The sequence below is a fragment of the Bryocella elongata genome (assembly GCF_900108185.1).
Classification (GTDB): Bacteria; Acidobacteriota; Terriglobia; order Terriglobales; family Acidobacteriaceae; genus Granulicella; species Granulicella elongata.
The window spans coordinates 94,866-111,246 of sequence record NZ_FNVA01000006.1; the positions used below are offsets into that span (position 1 = coordinate 94,866).

Sequence of the window (16,381 nt, forward strand, 5' to 3'; positions counted from 1 at the left end):
ATTCTGCGAAGGGTATCGCATCGGAGCAGTATTGATCACGTCTCGGACGACCCGGAATTGCGATTCGCGTCGCCAAGATCGATGCGGGTTCCAGATGTCGGAACCCACATCCGGGCAGTTGGCTAAGGCTGCGCGAACTCGTAGTGCCCCGAGTGCGTGAGGATCGCAGGTTCGGACTTGCCCGGAAGAAATACGCGGGCCCGCTCGATGCCCGCTGGAAGATCCATGGTCCAGGCCTTCGCGTGATCCAGTGAGACCGCGATTGGTCCATGTGGCGTCGCAACGGAACCGTGGGCATATTCCAGGCCCAACAGGTTGGGGTGGACATCGACGGACGCGTAGCCAGGCGATGTCGCGCGCACGCCGAGCACATTCTGTTGCAACCACGGCGCGGGCCACGAAGCCCAACCGTGTGCGTACGACACAAAGTACCCGCTCGTCCCATCGGCCTGCAGCGAGAGATGCGGATCGGACTTCGGCCAGCGCAGATCGTAGGATTCCCAGAAGCTCGTTGCACCTTCATCGAGCATGCCGCCCCAATAAGTGCGAATCCAATCGAGAGCCGTCCGTTGATGGCCCGTCGCACTCATCGCGTCCAGTACATAGGCATTGAAGTATGGGCTGATGACCTGATCCTGCGGTGTGTCCTGCTTCACGTGCGCAAGAACTTGGCTCCAAATGGCGTCGTTGTCTTCAGGCGCAAGGTTGGTGAGCACGGCCATCGAGTTGATCTGCCATGTCGTCCCGACAGTATGAGTGACCAGGTCAAGGAATGTCTTGCGAGCTGCCTCACGCATCGTTTGGGCCCGTTGCTCGTATTGCTTCGCGGCAGCCTCATCGCCGGCTGCGCGCAACAATGCCGGAGCCGCCTCATACGCCCGCAGGAACTCAAGCGTAGAGCCGCGAAAGGTGTCATCGGTTGCACCATATAGGCCCGGAGCCCAGTCCACGAAGCCCCAGCCCTTGGAGTCGCGGCGTAGCAGACCGGTCTGTGCATCGAGGCTGCCGTCCATCGTTGCGAGGAGCTTCCGAAGCGCGTCATGTTCGCTGCGTACGTAGGCCACGTCGCCGCTGGCCTCATAGACCTTTGCAAGCGTCGTGATCCACTGCGCCGTGTACCCACCGATGCCGTTCACTGCCTGCCCTGGTGCGGTGTCATCGGCGAGGTGCCTCAGCGTGTCTTCCAGAGCGAACGTATCGCCGAAGACACCAAGGATCGTACCGGCCTCCACATCGAGGTCTCCGGCCCAGCGCCCACGATCGCGCTTGGGTGCGTCCCAGATGTCATCCTGCATACAGAGATGCGCTGTGTAAGCTGCCGTCGCGAAGATGCGATTCAGCCTGGCGTCCGAGGATTCGAAGCCTCCTTCATATTTCACCGGGTAGGTGATGGCCTCGGCGTGGATGGAACGGAACGGAATCCTCGGAGCACCGCGAAGGAACGTGATGCGTACATAACGAAACGCAGATTTCGGCCCGCGGGCCCTGCCGTTTGCGGGCACATCCAGAAGATTGGTGCCCAGGTAATTGCCGCCTCTCTGTCCCGGTGTGAGCCCCGTCGCCATCGCTTCCATCTCATCCTCCCCATAGGCGATGGAGAGCGTGGCATCTTGATCAGAGCCCGAATCTATGACGAGGCGACCAGCGATCTCCTTGCCGAAATCGACGAGCATCGCTGGCGCCTGTTCATCCGTGGGATGAGGTGCAGTCAGTTCGACAGTGAACGGCGCGACCGCATGCTCCTGCGTGATGGCCTCAACATGTTGGAGTTGCCCTTCGCCATCATAAGTACGCGTTACGCGAACCGCAGCGATTGGGATCGCGCGCAGGAAGCTCGACATGCCTGTGTAGCCGGGCCAGCCGTACATGCCCGCGTCCACCGACCACTGCCGAAACTCGATGTTGCCGTCGATGCTGCCCAGTGACTCCACCCTGGGCCACGCGCTGTCGTCGAACGCAGGGGACTGCCAATCGTCTTTCTTTGGTTCGGCGATGGAGCGCCACGTCGAGTTGGTGACCACGAGCGGGGGCGCGTCGTCATTGCCGAAGCGCCCGGCGAGCAGCTTCGCCGCAAAGACCTCGCCGTATCCAAACTGATGCAACGCCTCCGAGCCTGCTCCAGTCACGACTCCTCGGCCGCGGATCGCTTCAACGGCGAGGACGTTGTCTCCCTTGCGCAGTGCCGTGCCAACGTCAAAGTGGAAGACACGAAAGTTGATCGGAGCTTCAGGATTCGTACTGTTTGACCCCAGCAGCTTGCCATTCAGAAACACCTTGGCGTATCTTGGTCCCGCGATGAAGAGTGTTCCGAATTGCGGAACGGATTGCAGGTCAAAATGGCCACGAAAGATGTGATGTTCGAGCCGCAATCCCGTCTTCGCCCAGGAGTAGTGGCTTCGGTCGGCGCGCTTCACCGTGACGTCTCCAGCTGTCCAAACGAACTCCTCAAGGAGGTCCTTCTTACGGATTTCACCTGTGGAGGAATGATTTTGCCAAGGATCGAGCGGCTTTTCCGTGGATTGTGCGGCTGACATCAGCGCGATCGTGAGACTGGCAGCCGCACAGAATCGCAGGTTGCGTCTCAGCCAGCGTTGATGCGGCTGTGGGAGTTTCAGCGTGGGGAGGATCAAACTGGATTTCACCACGACATGCTACGCCCGCCGCACCGAGAATGGGCTTGAAAATCGTCTACTCGATCGGTCACTCTTTCGCCGATCGTAATCGTCGAAACCTCAGGATGTGAAACCATGCCCCCCTCCTCGAAGCGCCCGCCCGAAGATGTCCCGGCCCTTACTACTCCTGCCACCGGAGGCCGACGTGGTGACCGGAATGAGTCGCAAACTGTGCTTCGCGCCTGCGATGTATTGAAGGCGTTCCGGTTCCGCGGAGAGGAACTCTGCCTGGCTGACGTCACCGAGCGCACGAGCCTGCCCAAGACCACCGCCTTCCGGCTCCTGCGGACGCTGATCCATGGCGGACTCATCGAGCGCGCGAGCGCGGGTCTGTATCGCAACTCCTTTGGGCCCGTACATGCGAAGCCTTACAGGATCGGCTTTGCCTCGCAGGGCGGCCTCAAGTTTGCGCAGGAGGTGCAGCACTCCATCGAACTCGCTTCGATGCGCGAGAACGTGCAACTCATCACCGTCGACAATCGTTACTCCGCGCGCGAGGCCCTGCGGAATGCAGACCTCCTCATCCGCGAGCGTGTCGACATGGTGCTCGAGTTCCAGACCTACGAGCGTGTCGCTCCGGTCATCGCTTCGAAGTTCCTGGAGGCCGATGTGCCGGTGATCGCGATCGAGGTTCCGCATCCGGGAGCAACCTACTTCGGTGCCAATAACTACAAGGCTGGGCTGATCGCAGGCCGCGCGCTTGGGCGCTGGGCACGTGAGAACTGGGGAGGGAAGATCGACCAGCTCGTCCTTCTGGAGTTACCCATCGCAGGCTCGTTGGTCGAGCTCCGCATCACGGGATTCGTCGATGGTCTGCACTCGACATTGCCAGAGGTCGCGAACGTTCCGGCCGTACACCTCAATGGCCGTGGCGACTTCGAACAGGTGCTCGAGACCATGCGGCAGTTCCTGCGCCGCACCCGCGCCAAACGTACGTTGATCGGAACGGTCAATGACGTCTGCGCCCTCGCTGCTCTGCGCGCGTATGAAGAAGTCGGCGCCAGTGACCGCATGGCAGTGGTCAGCCAGAACTGTATCCCCGAGGTGCGCGACGAGCTGCGCAAGGTGGACACGCGACTCGTAGGCTCGGTGGCGTACTTCCCGGAGCGTTACGGCAACGAGATCATCCCGCTGGCGCTCGGCATACTGCGCAAGAAGACGCAGACCCAGACTGTCTTCGTGAAGCATCAGCTCGTGACGCCTCGCAATGTGGATCTCATCTATCCGTTGGACGAACGTGGCGTCATCTCTCGAACCTTCAGCACGATGGATGCGTCGCTGCGACCCGTCGCGTAGCTCTCTATCGACCGAGGAAAAGCCCCGCAGATGTTTGCGGGCCTTTCCTCGTCCTGCGCCGTTGGCTCGACGGTCTATTCGAAGAGCCAATCGAGGTTCGGTGGTGCGCCGTTGGATCCCTTCAGGTTCATACTCATGTGCGGCGTCACATGCGCATCTTCGGGGATGAACCCCAGCACCACATAAGTGCCCTGGCCAAGATCCAGATCATTCTCTCCAGCCGCCATTGGCTTGGCCCATACGGTAAGCGGTACCGCGCGCGATCCCGTCCCGCCTGGCACGATCGCCCCTGGGAGCAGGATGTTCCACTGCTCCGTCGCTGAGGAAAGATTCGCCGTCCCACGCTTATTTGGTAGCAGCGCAACCAGCACCTGCGCTGGCTTCGAAAGCGTAAAGTGCAGCGGAGCATCCTGCTTCGGATCTACTCGGATGCCCTTGAGACCAGCGAGCTCCGGCGCGAGATCGGCGATTGCGGGACTCCCTGTCATGTTCAGCAATCCGGCGTCCTTGTTGACCGTGAACGTCTCTCCCGCGCCAGGCGCGAGAGTGAACGCAACCTGCGGAAGAGGCTTGATGTTCTGTTCTACCGCCATAGCTTGTGCATCGCCGTCGCCCGTAGCCATCTTCATCCGTTCTCGAAAGGTCTCAAGCTCCCTTTCGTAAACCGGCAACAGATCGCGGAAGTGGTTCGTATTCGCTGCGCCTCGAACCGGAATCTGACGCTGCGAGGTTTGCATACCTGCCACACTCCGGTAGGCGGGATCGGCTAACTTCACGAGCTCGCGGAAGTGGTCAACGGAAGTCGAGAGCAGTGTCTCCGCAGCCTTCAGGTGGGCCCCGTCATGGTCGTAGCCGAAGAACATCACCTGCTCGGCGGCCTTCGTCTTCGCCTGGTAATACAACATCAGCGCATGGATCGAGCGCAGGTCGTTGAGGATGCGCTCGTACTCGGCGCGGTCCTTCGTGACCGAAGGGCCTGCGGCCTCTGCTTCGGTCACGGCCTTCGTCGACCAGTCGACGGCCTGGTCGGCGATGCCCAGCGGTGTTTGCCCATGATGCGGCTTATGGTTCACCTCGTTCGCTACGTACTCGTCGAGGCGCTCTCCATCAGGAGCATCGCCGGTCCACAAAGTCTGAGCAGGCCCGTAGCGAGCTGCATCGATGAGTTGGGGCATCGTCATCCCCAGCGAGAATACCTGCCGATTGCCTTCAGTAACGCCAATGCGAGGAAGCAGCGCGGGAGCACATGGCCCCGCATCTTCAAACGCATTAAGTAAGTGCTCGCCTGCATCGTTGGAGCCGAAGCGATCGCCAATCTGATGTGCCCAGTAGACGTGCTCTTTCTTGGGATCGAGGTGCGGATTCCACGCATAGCGCCCCCACGACGCGAACCAGATCCAGTCCCGATCGGTCTGATCGAGCAACGGGGTCGTATTGTCGCCACTCACGGGCCAGTCCCAGTAGCGTAGCGGATAGATGTGCATGCCCCCAATACCGATCCGCTCGAAGTTCAGCACCGTCTGCCGCACAAAGTCGGGATCCCCCCAACGAAATGGCTCAAGGTTGCTGAGCAGATGGATGTTGGCAACAGTGATCTGGGAGCTGGCAACAAGGCGCTCAAACTGCGCGCGCACCGGCCCGCGCACATTGGTCCACGTTAGTGATTCACCGTTCCACTTGAACATCGTGTCGATGTTCGGATAGAGCGGGTTGCTCACCTCCATCACCTTGTCGATGTCGGTGGCATGCGCTCGCACAACGATGGGTGGCGGCGTAACAGGATGACCAACTTCCTTCTCCAACTCCGCAAGCCCGTCCTTCACACCGGGGATGATCGCGTCGGTCATCCACTGCGGGCCATAGTGCGGCCCCATCGCTTCACCCAGCGTCATGAAGATGCCGACGTTCGGATATGTGCGGATGAACTCGCTAAGGCAATATCGCGTGTACTCGGCAGACAAGGGGGATGGTGCCGACAGGTGATACGGCACGCCATGTGCGCGCGCAAATGTGTGCGAAAGATGAATGTTGTAGAAGCCTTGAAGAACCCAGATGCCGCGTTTGTCGGCCTCCGCTGTGACCCACTGAAACATCGCAATGTTCTGGTCGAGCTGCGCAGTGGGAAGTTCCTGCGCTTCGGGATACTTCGGCAGCTTCAGCAGTGAAGTGAAGGGGTGCCCGTTCCACAGATAAAGCGCGTTGTAGCGCTCGTTCACCAGAGTGTCGAGGTACCGTGTCCACCATGCCTTGTCGTAGAACCAGCCAAAGTCCTTCTGCGTCAGCGGGTAGTCATACTCCGCGCCTTCGTAGGTGATCTCAGGCTTCTGTATCCCGATGGCCGTAGCGCGCAGCTTGAGTTGCGGATGATCTTCGAAGTCGAGCGATGCGGGCAGAGCTTGCGCTTCCGATATGCGTTGCGCAAGCTCAAGAGCTCCATAAAGCGTGCCCGAGGAGTCATAGCCAGAAACGACAATCGTGCTGCCGAGACGCTTCAGCAAAAAGGCTTCCTTGGCGTCGGGCCAGAACTGGTTGAGGTCCTTATCGTAAGGCTTCAGCAGAGCATCCGTGCGCTGCGCAACAAGAATGCGTTCGGCGCCGGGAAGCCCAGCCACTGCTGTGCGAATGCGTTCCGCGGCGAAGCGCTCGCGAGGTGTGGCGTCGGTGCCGGTAATGACCCGCGGCCTCCCGAAGGCGGGAAGAGCGAGTGCGGCGAGTACGAGGCAGGCCGTGGCGCGAGGAATGCAGAGCTTCATGCGTGTGATCGTTTCATAATTTCGTTGAGATGTTCAGCTTGGTAACCGTCGGACGCATTCTCTCCGCGTCAGGAAATCGCAGATGTACGAACGGCCAGGGGCGATGAAGACCCTGGCCGCACGTTATGGTCAGTCCACAAAGAGAGGCCCGAAGTTAGAAGAGGATGTGCACGCCGAGCTGGAGCTGACGGCTAACGTTTTGTTGAGAGGTGGACTCCGCAAACGAAGACGAAGTCGGACTTGTGCTTGCTGCTCCGAATTGCGGGTGATTGAGAGCATTGAACGCGTCCAACCGAGGCTGCAGAACGAATCGCTCCCAGAGGCTAAAGTTCTTCAGCAGCGAAAAGTCAAAGTTGTTGGTTGGATCGGAGCGAAGAAGCAATTGAGGGAAGGTGCGGTAGTTGTAGCTATTTGGCTGCTGGGCCGAAACCGTGTTGAAACCGGCCGTGTTGAAGGTCGGTTTTCCGAACTGATGCGGACTATTGTTGAAGCCGGAATAGTTTCCTGTGTAGTCGACATTGCCCCAGGAAAGCGGCGTGCCGGATAGAAATTGGTAGATGCCAGTGACCTGCCATCCCCCGATGATCTCGTCAGCTAGCTTCGAATGATTGAAGAAGGTACGGTTGCGGCCGAAGGGAAGCAGATAGAGTGTCGTCACTGAGACGTGGTCGGGGAAGTCTGAACTGGTCTCTCCGTACCAGAGGTTGCCGCCCGGGTTCTCAAACATTGTCGCGCCCATGTTGCGCGAGTGAATGTAGTTGAACTCGAACTGAAGTCCGTACGACATGTTCTTCTTGACTTTGAACAGGATGGAGTTGAAGTTTCCACCTTCGATTGGGTCGAGACCTTCCGTCACGCTGGTGTACTCGGGGTATGCCTGCAGCATCGCTGCGACAGTCGTCTTCGAACCGGTGTTGAGGCCTGTTGTGGCTGCTGGTCCGGTAGTGGCCGCTGGCATGGTCCCAAGAAAAGGGTTAGCGACAGAGGCATTCAAGTAACCCGTAACTGTCGAATCAAGTACGGGAGAGTGGCTCAGATAGGGAAGCAACGGCGTGGAACTTGCCGCGAGGTTGGCGTAGTTGTGAACCTGGTGATCGCCAACGTACCCGGCCTCGAACAGCCAGGTCTTCCCGAGCTGCTTCTGGATGTCGAGCGTATAGTGCTCCGAATATGGAATCTTTACCGGCCCGTAGTAGTATGTGATGCTCGAACCCAGCTGCGTGTTCGCTCCATAGGCCGAACCGTAAGGCTGAACGATCGGGTTGGCAGGCCCCCCTAGAACGCTTGTTCCAGTAGGAAATGGATCGGAGAGGTTCGTAGCAGGGGACAGCATCGCGTTTGCTGTCGGTACGAAGCTGGTTGACTGCGTAAAGCCATAGCTCGGACCCCAGTTATTGGCGTAATCACCCCACGGGTTCACGTAGATGGCAAAGCCACCGCGGATGGCGAGTGTGCCATGCGCGAAGTCCGGCGAGTAGGCAAAGCCGACGCGAGGACTAACGTAGGCCGTGGCAGTCTGATAGGCCGAACGGTTGCCGGGGGTGGCGTATATAACGTTGCCGGTTGGAGTAAAGGACGCGGGAGCAGGAAGATCAGTTAGGGGAGTGGCTGCGTAGATCTTCGCGTAATTCGCTTCGGCGGCCGCTGTGCTGGCGTTTGCCGCGCCAGGAATGAATCCTGCAACGAGATGATTGTTGCTTTCCACGTCCGGCGTTTCATGATCGACGCGCACACCCGCACTCACGGTGAAGTTGTGAGTCGCCTTCCAGTCGTCCTGTGCGAAGTAGGCGCCGTACCAGCTGTCGTACTGGAACTTGGTGGCGACGTTGTAGGAGCCACTGGTGGGCAGGCCGAGATCGAAGAGAGCAAAGGCTCCTCCGAATGCCTGGTTTGGTGCTGAGTTGCTGGCAGTTACGAAGTCCGCGGAGCCCGCTTTGAACGCATATGTCCCATCAGCCGCACCAGGCGTGACGTTCGACTCCTTGTAGGAACGAATGTCGAGGCCGATCTTGAGGCTGTGGCGCCCGATGATCTTGTCGACTACGGCGTAGAACTGGAGCGTGTCAAAGGCCTCGAGGCTGCCGGGGGATCCGCTAAGAGCCTGGATCGTAGATGCGTCCGAGAATGTCATGTTCGGCAACGCGTACAAGGTCGAATTGCTGGCGATGTACCCCGGCATGTTCACTGTGGTCGGGTTGATACCCTGGCTCGTAGGCGCCGAGTCGGTGTAATAGCGCGAGAAACCAAGCCGTGTCTCGAGGCTTAGCGTTGGAGAGAACGTATGGACGTCGTCCACCTGTCCGCCCCAAATGAGAGTGTCCGCCGTGGTGCCGGTGAGGACGCCAGGGAACGTCAGTCCGGAGCTGCTGAGGTAGTTGCTGCGGTGAGCTTCAAACTTGATCCTGTTGGAGCGCGAGATGTTCCAGTCGATCTGCGCCTGGTTGGACTTGTAGTTGTTCACCGTTGGATCGCTGGCGAAGTAATTGTTCTCGCCATCGGCTCCTGTGGACGAACCACTGTAATTGGGCAATGGCATGAGAGCGAAGTATGCCTGAGCAACGGGGCTCAACGTAAGTCCTGCGCCCGGCAGACTGCCGCAAGTCGCCACGAGGCAGTTATTGGGGATGGGCTGCCGGGTGATCGTGGTACCTACCTGCGTTGCGGTGTACGGATTGTAAAGCTGGTAGTTCTTGGTGGAGGAGTTGAGCGCCAACAGCGCGGAGAAGTCTCCTTTGCGCTCCGCGGCGGTAGGAACACTCTCGATCACGGTCGCCGGTGATTTTCCGATGTAGCCCTCGAAGGCATAAAAGAAGAAAAGCTTGTCGCGATGCGTCATGAGCTTGGGAATGATGATCGGGCCACCGATGGTGCCTCCAAACTGATTGAAGTGCGTCGACGCTGCCTGGGTTCCGACGGGCTGGGTGTATGGGTTCGCGGTTAATGGGCGCGAGCCGGAGTAATATTCTTCGGCCGAGCCGTGGAAGACATTGGTGCCACTCTTTGTGTTTACGTTGAAGATGCCGCCCGCTGTGTCGCCGAGCGCAACGTTTGCTGAGAACTCATCGATTGCGATCGAGTCAACCGCATCGAGATTGGGGCTGTATCCGGAGATGCGGGCTCCGTCCTCCATGTTCGGAACGCCATTCATCAAGATTTCGTTCGATTGAGAATTTCCGCCTGCGATAGAAAAATCGCTGCCCGTCGAGTTGTCAAACGGCCGTACCTGCGACGCTGAGTGTTTCCCCTTTGCGACGGCGCCGTACATCAAATGTCCAAACCCAAGCGGCGAGCGACCATTGCTGGGTAGATCCTCTACCTCTTCAGCCGTTAGCACCTGGCCTGTGGTGGCGTTTGCAATGTCGACCAGGGGAGTTTCTCCTGTGACACTCACCGTCTCGGAGGTCGCGCCAACCTCCATCTTGATGTTTTCCGTGACGGTCTGCTCGGTCTGAAGAGTCAGACCTTTATGGAGATACGTTCGGAAGCCCGGCGCCGTGACGTCCACGCTGTAAGGGCCGGGTGCGAGGAACGGGATCGTGAAGTCTCCCGCCTTGTTGGACATGCCCGTGGTTCGCGCGCCAGTGTCGGTGTCCGTGACGACGATGGTGGCGCCAGGAATCGTCGCCCCTGTGGGGTCGGCGACGTGACCAGTGAGCGTAGCGCGCGTCTCCTGCGCGCTCGCAGATGCTATGACCGTCATCAGAGCCAGGGCTCCGGCAGCCATCGAAATTCGCTTCATAGGGGTACAGCCTCCGCAAAGGAATGCGAAAACCCTTATAGAAGCGTTAAAGTTAGCCTGTCAACATATTACGCTGGTATTGGCATATATATGCAGAAAACGTTTGCTTTCTGGGCCGCTGCCTGTCTGGCATTCGTCCTCCCAGTTGCCCGGCATTCGCCTCGCCTCGTCACGCAAAAGCATTGACATGCCGTCCGCCGGAACGAGCGGGCGCTGCATTTTCTCCCACATCCAAGGCCGCCGTTCGCGGCTCGCTACCATTCCTTCGCGGGAGTTCGCGTATCCGGAGATGGCTAGCGGGAGGTAAAGGTGTAGTGTCCGGCGGCCCGCAGCGAGATTGCCAGGCGGTGCCCGCCTTCGACAGACGTTCCGCTTGTCGGATTCCCGTTCATCATCACCATGGCTCCCACGTGCGCCACGGGAACCAGAACAGTCGCGACGATCCCGGCCGGAAGATCAATCGACACGGTGCCGCCATCGATGTCCACGCCCAACGGCCCACGAGGAGTCGGCTCCGAGCCGCGAGCGTACTTCAGATCAAGAAGGTCAGGCCGGATTGTCACGGTAGAGAAGCCCTCCCCGGTCGACTGAATTCCCAGAACCTGTTCCATTAGCCACGGCATCGCGCCAGTCGACCATCCGTGGGCAAGCGAGACAAAGTATCCCGAACGATTGTCGGCTTGGAGGGAAGCGTGAAAATCCTCTTTGAACCAATCCGGGTCGTAGGCTTCCCAGAAGCTCGTGGCATTCTCGCGAACCATGCCACCCCAGTACTGGCGCATCCATTGCAGCGCGTCTTCGCGATGGTCCATCTTCGCCATCGCGGCTAGCACATAGTAGCCGTAGTACGGTGTCGTCACCAGCGAGTTGAAGCGCACGTGTCCTACGGAATCCAACGAGTTCTGCCAGATCGCGTTGTATTGCGAGGGCTCGGCAACGCCCGAGAGGACTGCCATCGCGTTCGTCTGCCAGCGTGTTCCGAAGCTGCCGATTCGAGGGTCGAGCAAATGCTGCTGTGCGGCGGCCTTGATCTGTGCTGCTCGCTGCTCATACTTTGCCGCGTTATCGTTATCACCCAACGTGCGCAGCAGGAAGGCGGCATCTCGATAGGCCGCATAGAATTCCAGGGTCGAGGCACGTCGCGATTCCTGCGTATCTCCGTTTAGTTCCGGTGACCAGTCGACATAGAGCCACACATTGGTCTTGTTGGCATAGACATTGTTCTCATCGAACTCCTTGTCCACGTAGGCCAGCAACTGCAACATGCGTTCGTGCGTGCCGCGCAGCCACTCCAGGTCACCCGTCTGACGAATGTACTGCGCGACTCCAGTGAACCAGAAGGCTGAGTAGCCCGGGATGCCGTTGACGTGTTGCTTCACGGGTGCAGGGCCAAGCAGGCGGTCCAGCGTATCGCGCATCAGAAAGCGGTCGTCGAAGGCATCTTCGATGGTTCGGCCCATCACGTCGGTATCACCCATCCAGCGGCCGCGGTCGCGCTTGGGCGAGTCCCAGATGTCGTCCTGCATGCAGAGGTGTGCCGTATACGCACCGACTGCCCAGATGCGGTTCAGTAACTCATCGGAGCTCTCGAACGACCCCTTGTAGGTGACCGGATAGAAGATATCGTCAGCAGTGATAGAACTGAAAGCCAGGTCCGGCGCGCCTTCGATGAAGCTAACCTTTGCATAGCGGAAGCTGGACTTGGGCCCGTAGCCCGTCCCGTGCGGCGCGATCGGCACGACATTGACCCCAAGGTAGGGGTTCTTCATCATCTCGTCGTAGCTTTCGCCATACTGCACTGCCACCTTCGCGAGCGAGTTGGATGCCGAGACAAACTGCATGCGTGCGGTAATCTCGCGACCGAAATCGACCACGATCGTCGGCGCTTCAGCGTTAGGCAGCACTGCCTGCGAGAGCTTGATGGCAAGCGGCGCCGAAGGCTTCGCACTTGTCAGCTGCTCAAGGCCGCTCCATTGGCTGCGATACGGAGCCGATGACATCACTGCGGATACCGGGATACTGCGATGAGCGAGGAACGGCGAGATGCCGTCATAGCCCGGCCAGTCGTATAAACCAGCATCTGCGTTCCACTGAAACTCATCGAGAGTGTCCTCAATTCCTGCGAGCGCCTGAACAGGCTTCCACGCGGAATCGTCGAAGGTTGTACCCTCCCAGCCGCTTGCCGGACTCGCGGTCGAACGCCACTCCGGCCCGCTGAGCATCAGCGTCGGACCATTGACCCAGGGCTCACGCGCAACGACCTTCGCTACCACCACCTGGCCGGACGTCTCCTGGATCAGCAGTGCGGAGTTGGTAAATCCAGTGACGCCGCGACCGCGAACCACCTTCATCGCGAGCACGTTGATACCAGGCCTCAGCGTGCCCTCAACCGGGACGGCGATCACATGCATCGTCACGGGATGCGTAACATCCGTGTCGACGTGTTCGATGAGCCTGCCGTTGAGGTAGATCTGGGCAGACCGTGGGCCGGCGACGTACAACGTCGCACGCGAAGGCACCGCATCAACCTTGAAGCTGGTGCGAAAGTAGTGCGGTTCCGTCTTCTCGTTGATACCCGGAAAGACATAGGCGATCCGATCCGTCGTCGCGCTCTTTTCCGGCGCGGTCCAGATGTACTGCTCAGGCAGTGGCTTGTGAACGTCACGCTCCGTCGCGGCACCCGTCGCGTCGGCGACAGGATCGAGAGGGCCCGGGCCGGGAAGAGTCATCTGTGCCACGAGGCCGGTCGAGCCAAGGAGGACGGCGACAAAGACGGACAACGGCAGCAAACGAAGGCAAGCATTGGAGCGCAAAGCAGATGGCATGGGGATGCGGTCCTCACCCTGAAGGGGTTTCATGAATGACAGTTCCCGTTTATACGCAGAATGGATTACAGTTGGCAACGAAGTGCGAGAGCCTGCCTGCGGTGTCTTCCGCATGCTGGAAAGCGGCAGCTCAGCGCGCTATGCACTTGGTTAAAGGAGTTGCGGTGGCAGGGAAGCTCTCATTGATGTTGGGCGTGGCGGCGTTCCTTCTGGCACAGAACGCAAGCCTGCCGTCTGGCGCCAACTATGACGAGACAAAGGTCGCTCCCTACGTTCTCCTCGATCCGCTGAAGACCACGAATGGCGGGGAGATCACCACGGTGCGGGCTTGGGAGCAAGCCCGGGGACGATGGATCTCGTTGTTTGAGGAAAACGTTTTCGGAACCGTGCCCCCAGGTGCCAGATCCTTTCGGATTCATCCGCGCGTCACCGAAAGCGACGCGCCCGCTCTCGATGGTCTAGCGCTGCGCACGCAGGTAGAGATTCCCCTCACGACCACGCCAATTGGTCCATTGATGCACCTGCTGCTCTATCTCCCCGCGAAGCATGCTGGCAAAGTCCCGGTGATCCTCGGCCTCAACTTTGCGGGGAATGCCACCGTCGCCAGCGACCCAGGAATTCGCCCAACCGACGTCTGGACTCCCGGCGCCAAGCGAGGAGAGCCTGCACGTCTTGTCCCCTTCGACGAATCGAAGCGAGGCTCGCAATCGAGCGAGTGGCAGGTCGAGAGGGTGCTTCGTGCCGGCTATGGCGTTGCCACCGTGTATTACGGCGACATCGAACCCGACGCGAAGACCTTCGAAGGCACGCATGGAGTTCGTGCGGCTTACCCCTCGACGCCAGGACAGCCCACCTGGGGAGCGCTCAGCGCGTGGGCATGGGGGCTCTCGCGCGCGACCGACTACCTCTTAACGAATCGCCATGTGAACTCGAAAGAGATTGCGATCACCGGTCATTCAAGGCTAGGCAAAGCAACCGACTGGGCCGCTGCGACCGATCCGCGCTTCGCAGCGGTACTCTCGACGGAGAGTGGCAAGGGCGGACAGTCTCTCTATCGACGCAACTTCGGCGAAAACATCGCTCATCTGCAGCACTCCTTTCCATACTGGTTCACTGCGAAGTTTGCCGACTGGGTCGGCCACGATGACATGATTCCTGTCGATGGCAACGTGCTGCTCGCGCTCATCGCGCCGCGTCCTCTCTATGTCGCCAGCGCGCAGGACGACCTCTATTCGGATCCTGAAGGCGAGTTCGAGTCTGCGCGCGATGTGGGGAGCATCTACGCGCTCTTTGGCAAACATGGGCTCGGTATCGACAGGCGACCGCCCGTCAACGAGCCAGTCATGCACGACGTCGCGTACCACATCCGCTCTGGCAAACACGATGTGACAGCCTTCGACTGGGAGCAGTACCTGAAGTTCATGGATCAGGAGTTCGGCTCGCCGCTCGCTCGCGCAGGCTCCTCAACTGGAGGAACTCCTTGAAGCTCTTCTCGCCAACACTTTGTGGTTTAACGATGCTGGCCGCGGCTTCGCTCAGCGCGCACTCGCAAGTCAGCTCATCTCCCGCTCTCATCAGGCCCGAAACATTCCACCACTACATCGCAACCTTTGAGCAGCAGGAGAAGCTCGCGACCGGTACGGAGGGCTCTGATAGCTGGCCATGGATGCTCGCGCAGATTCCCTGGTTCGAGTCCTCCGATAAGCAGTTTGAGGAGATGTACTATTTCCGCTGGTACGCCTGGCAGAAGCACCTGGTGAAGACCAAGGCTGGCTGGGTGATCACCGAGTGGCTCCCCAAGCCCGAGATGACCGATGGCTTCTTCGGTGCCTTGCCGGATGCCACAACGTTCCATGTACGCGAGGCGCGTTGGCTCAAAGACAAGAGCATCGCCGAGGACGACATGCGCTACTGGCTCTCACCCGCAGCCGATCCGCACAAGTACTCGACGGCGATTGCCGATGCAGCTCGCGCGGTGCGTCTCGCCAATGGTGACCGTGAATTCGAAACGTCTTTACTGTCGGCGATGGTCAGGAACGAGCGCGCCTGGGACGCGCAACGCGACGCGAATGGCCTCTACTGGTCGATCGATACCCGCGATGCGATGGAGAAGAGTATCAGTGGCGATGGATATCGGCCCACGCTGAACAGCTACATGCTGGGAGAAGATGAAGCCATTGCGGCGACCGCATCTGAGGCCCATGATGCAGCCACCGAGAAAGAATACAAAGCGCGTGCCGAGCGCATGCACGGCCTCATCGAGCAATACCTCTGGAACCCGGCGGACCAGTTCTATGAAGTGATGTCACCAGCTCAGGACTCTGGTATCCGCAAGCAGAAGAGGTTCCAGGACAACGGCACCGCCATGCGAATCTCGGGAGTCCGCGAGCTGATCGGCTACACGCCATGGGCATTCAATGCGGCGCCGATTGAGCACGACGTTGCATGGAAACAGTTGTTTGATCTCAAGGGCTTTGCCGGCGAGTTTGGGCCAACTACAGCTGAGCGTCGCAGCCCTCGATTTCGCTTCGAGTCCAGCGACCAGTGCACATGGAATGGGCCCTCCTGGCCCTTCGCTACCACGCAGACCCTCACCGCGCTGGCGAATGCAATCGACGACAGGCCTCATGCGAAGGACGTCGATGCAGCCGGCTACATGAAGCTCTTCGAGGCCTATGTGAAGTCGCAGCATATCAAGCTGAAGGATGGCACGGTGATCCCGTGGATCGATGAAGACCTCGATGCCGATACCGATGAGTGGATCGCGAAGGACATGCTGCTGGCAAAGAATAAGCAGGTGGGCCGCGGCAATTACTACAACCACTCCGGATTCGCGGACCCGCTCATCACCGGTTTGATCGGTCTGCGCCCTGGACCTGGTAACGAGATCGTTCTGAAGCCACTGGTGCGTTCGTGGAGTTACTTCGCTCTGGATGGACTCCCGTATCACGGGCATATCGTCAGCATCGTTTGGGACGCGACGGGCAAGCACTACGGACGCGGTCAGGGCTTCGTGCTGATGGTCGATGGAAAGACATCAGCGAAGCGCAAAGACCTTGGAGATCTGCGCTACAAGCTTCCGCAATAGCAGGAGAG

Annotated in this window: 7 protein-coding genes; 3 read left to right on the forward strand and 4 right to left on the reverse strand. The window is 59.5% G+C overall.

The features are described 5' to 3' along the window. Positions 1–122: 122 nt before the first annotated feature. On the reverse strand, positions 123–2,414 hold the full coding sequence (locus C4S68_RS16490) for an alpha-L-rhamnosidase-related protein (RefSeq protein WP_160115203.1): 2,292 nt from the start codon (positions 2,412–2,414) through the stop codon (positions 123–125). Between the two features lie 333 nt (positions 2,415–2,747). Here C4S68_RS16490 and C4S68_RS16495 point away from each other — a divergent pair, with 333 nt between their 5' ends. Further along, complete coding sequence (locus C4S68_RS16495) at positions 2,748–3,968, forward strand: substrate-binding domain-containing protein (protein ID WP_103934212.1); 1,221 nt, start codon at positions 2,748–2,750, stop codon at positions 3,966–3,968. A 74-nt stretch (positions 3,969–4,042) separates the two neighbouring features. Here C4S68_RS16495 and C4S68_RS16500 read toward each other — a convergent pair whose 3' ends face one another. The 3 genes from C4S68_RS16500 to C4S68_RS16510 form a co-directional block, all read right to left on the reverse strand. Further along, positions 4,043–6,721 (reverse strand): hypothetical protein, encoded by a 2,679-nt coding sequence (locus C4S68_RS16500; protein WP_103934213.1) that lies wholly within the window; start codon positions 6,719–6,721, stop codon positions 4,043–4,045. Positions 6,722–6,875: 154 nt separating this feature from the next. Then, complete coding sequence (locus C4S68_RS16505) at positions 6,876–10,460, reverse strand: outer membrane beta-barrel protein (protein WP_103934214.1); 3,585 nt, start codon at positions 10,458–10,460, stop codon at positions 6,876–6,878. A 293-nt stretch (positions 10,461–10,753) separates the two neighbouring features. Beyond that, complete coding sequence (locus tag C4S68_RS16510) at positions 10,754–13,318, reverse strand: alpha-L-rhamnosidase-related protein (RefSeq protein WP_160115204.1); 2,565 nt, start codon at positions 13,316–13,318, stop codon at positions 10,754–10,756. Between the two features lie 131 nt (positions 13,319–13,449). Here C4S68_RS16510 and C4S68_RS16515 point away from each other — a divergent pair, with 131 nt between their 5' ends. Then, the gene (locus C4S68_RS16515; RefSeq protein WP_146072189.1) at positions 13,450–14,769 is read left to right on the forward strand and encodes a glucuronyl esterase domain-containing protein; all 1,320 of its coding nucleotides are present in this window, start codon (positions 13,450–13,452) and stop codon (positions 14,767–14,769) included. Further along, positions 14,766–16,373, forward strand: a complete 1,608-nt coding sequence (locus C4S68_RS16520; protein WP_146072190.1) for an MGH1-like glycoside hydrolase domain-containing protein — start codon at positions 14,766–14,768, stop codon at positions 16,371–16,373. Before C4S68_RS16515 ends, C4S68_RS16520 begins: the two co-directional genes overlap by 4 nt. Positions 16,374–16,381: the final 8 nt, after the last annotated feature.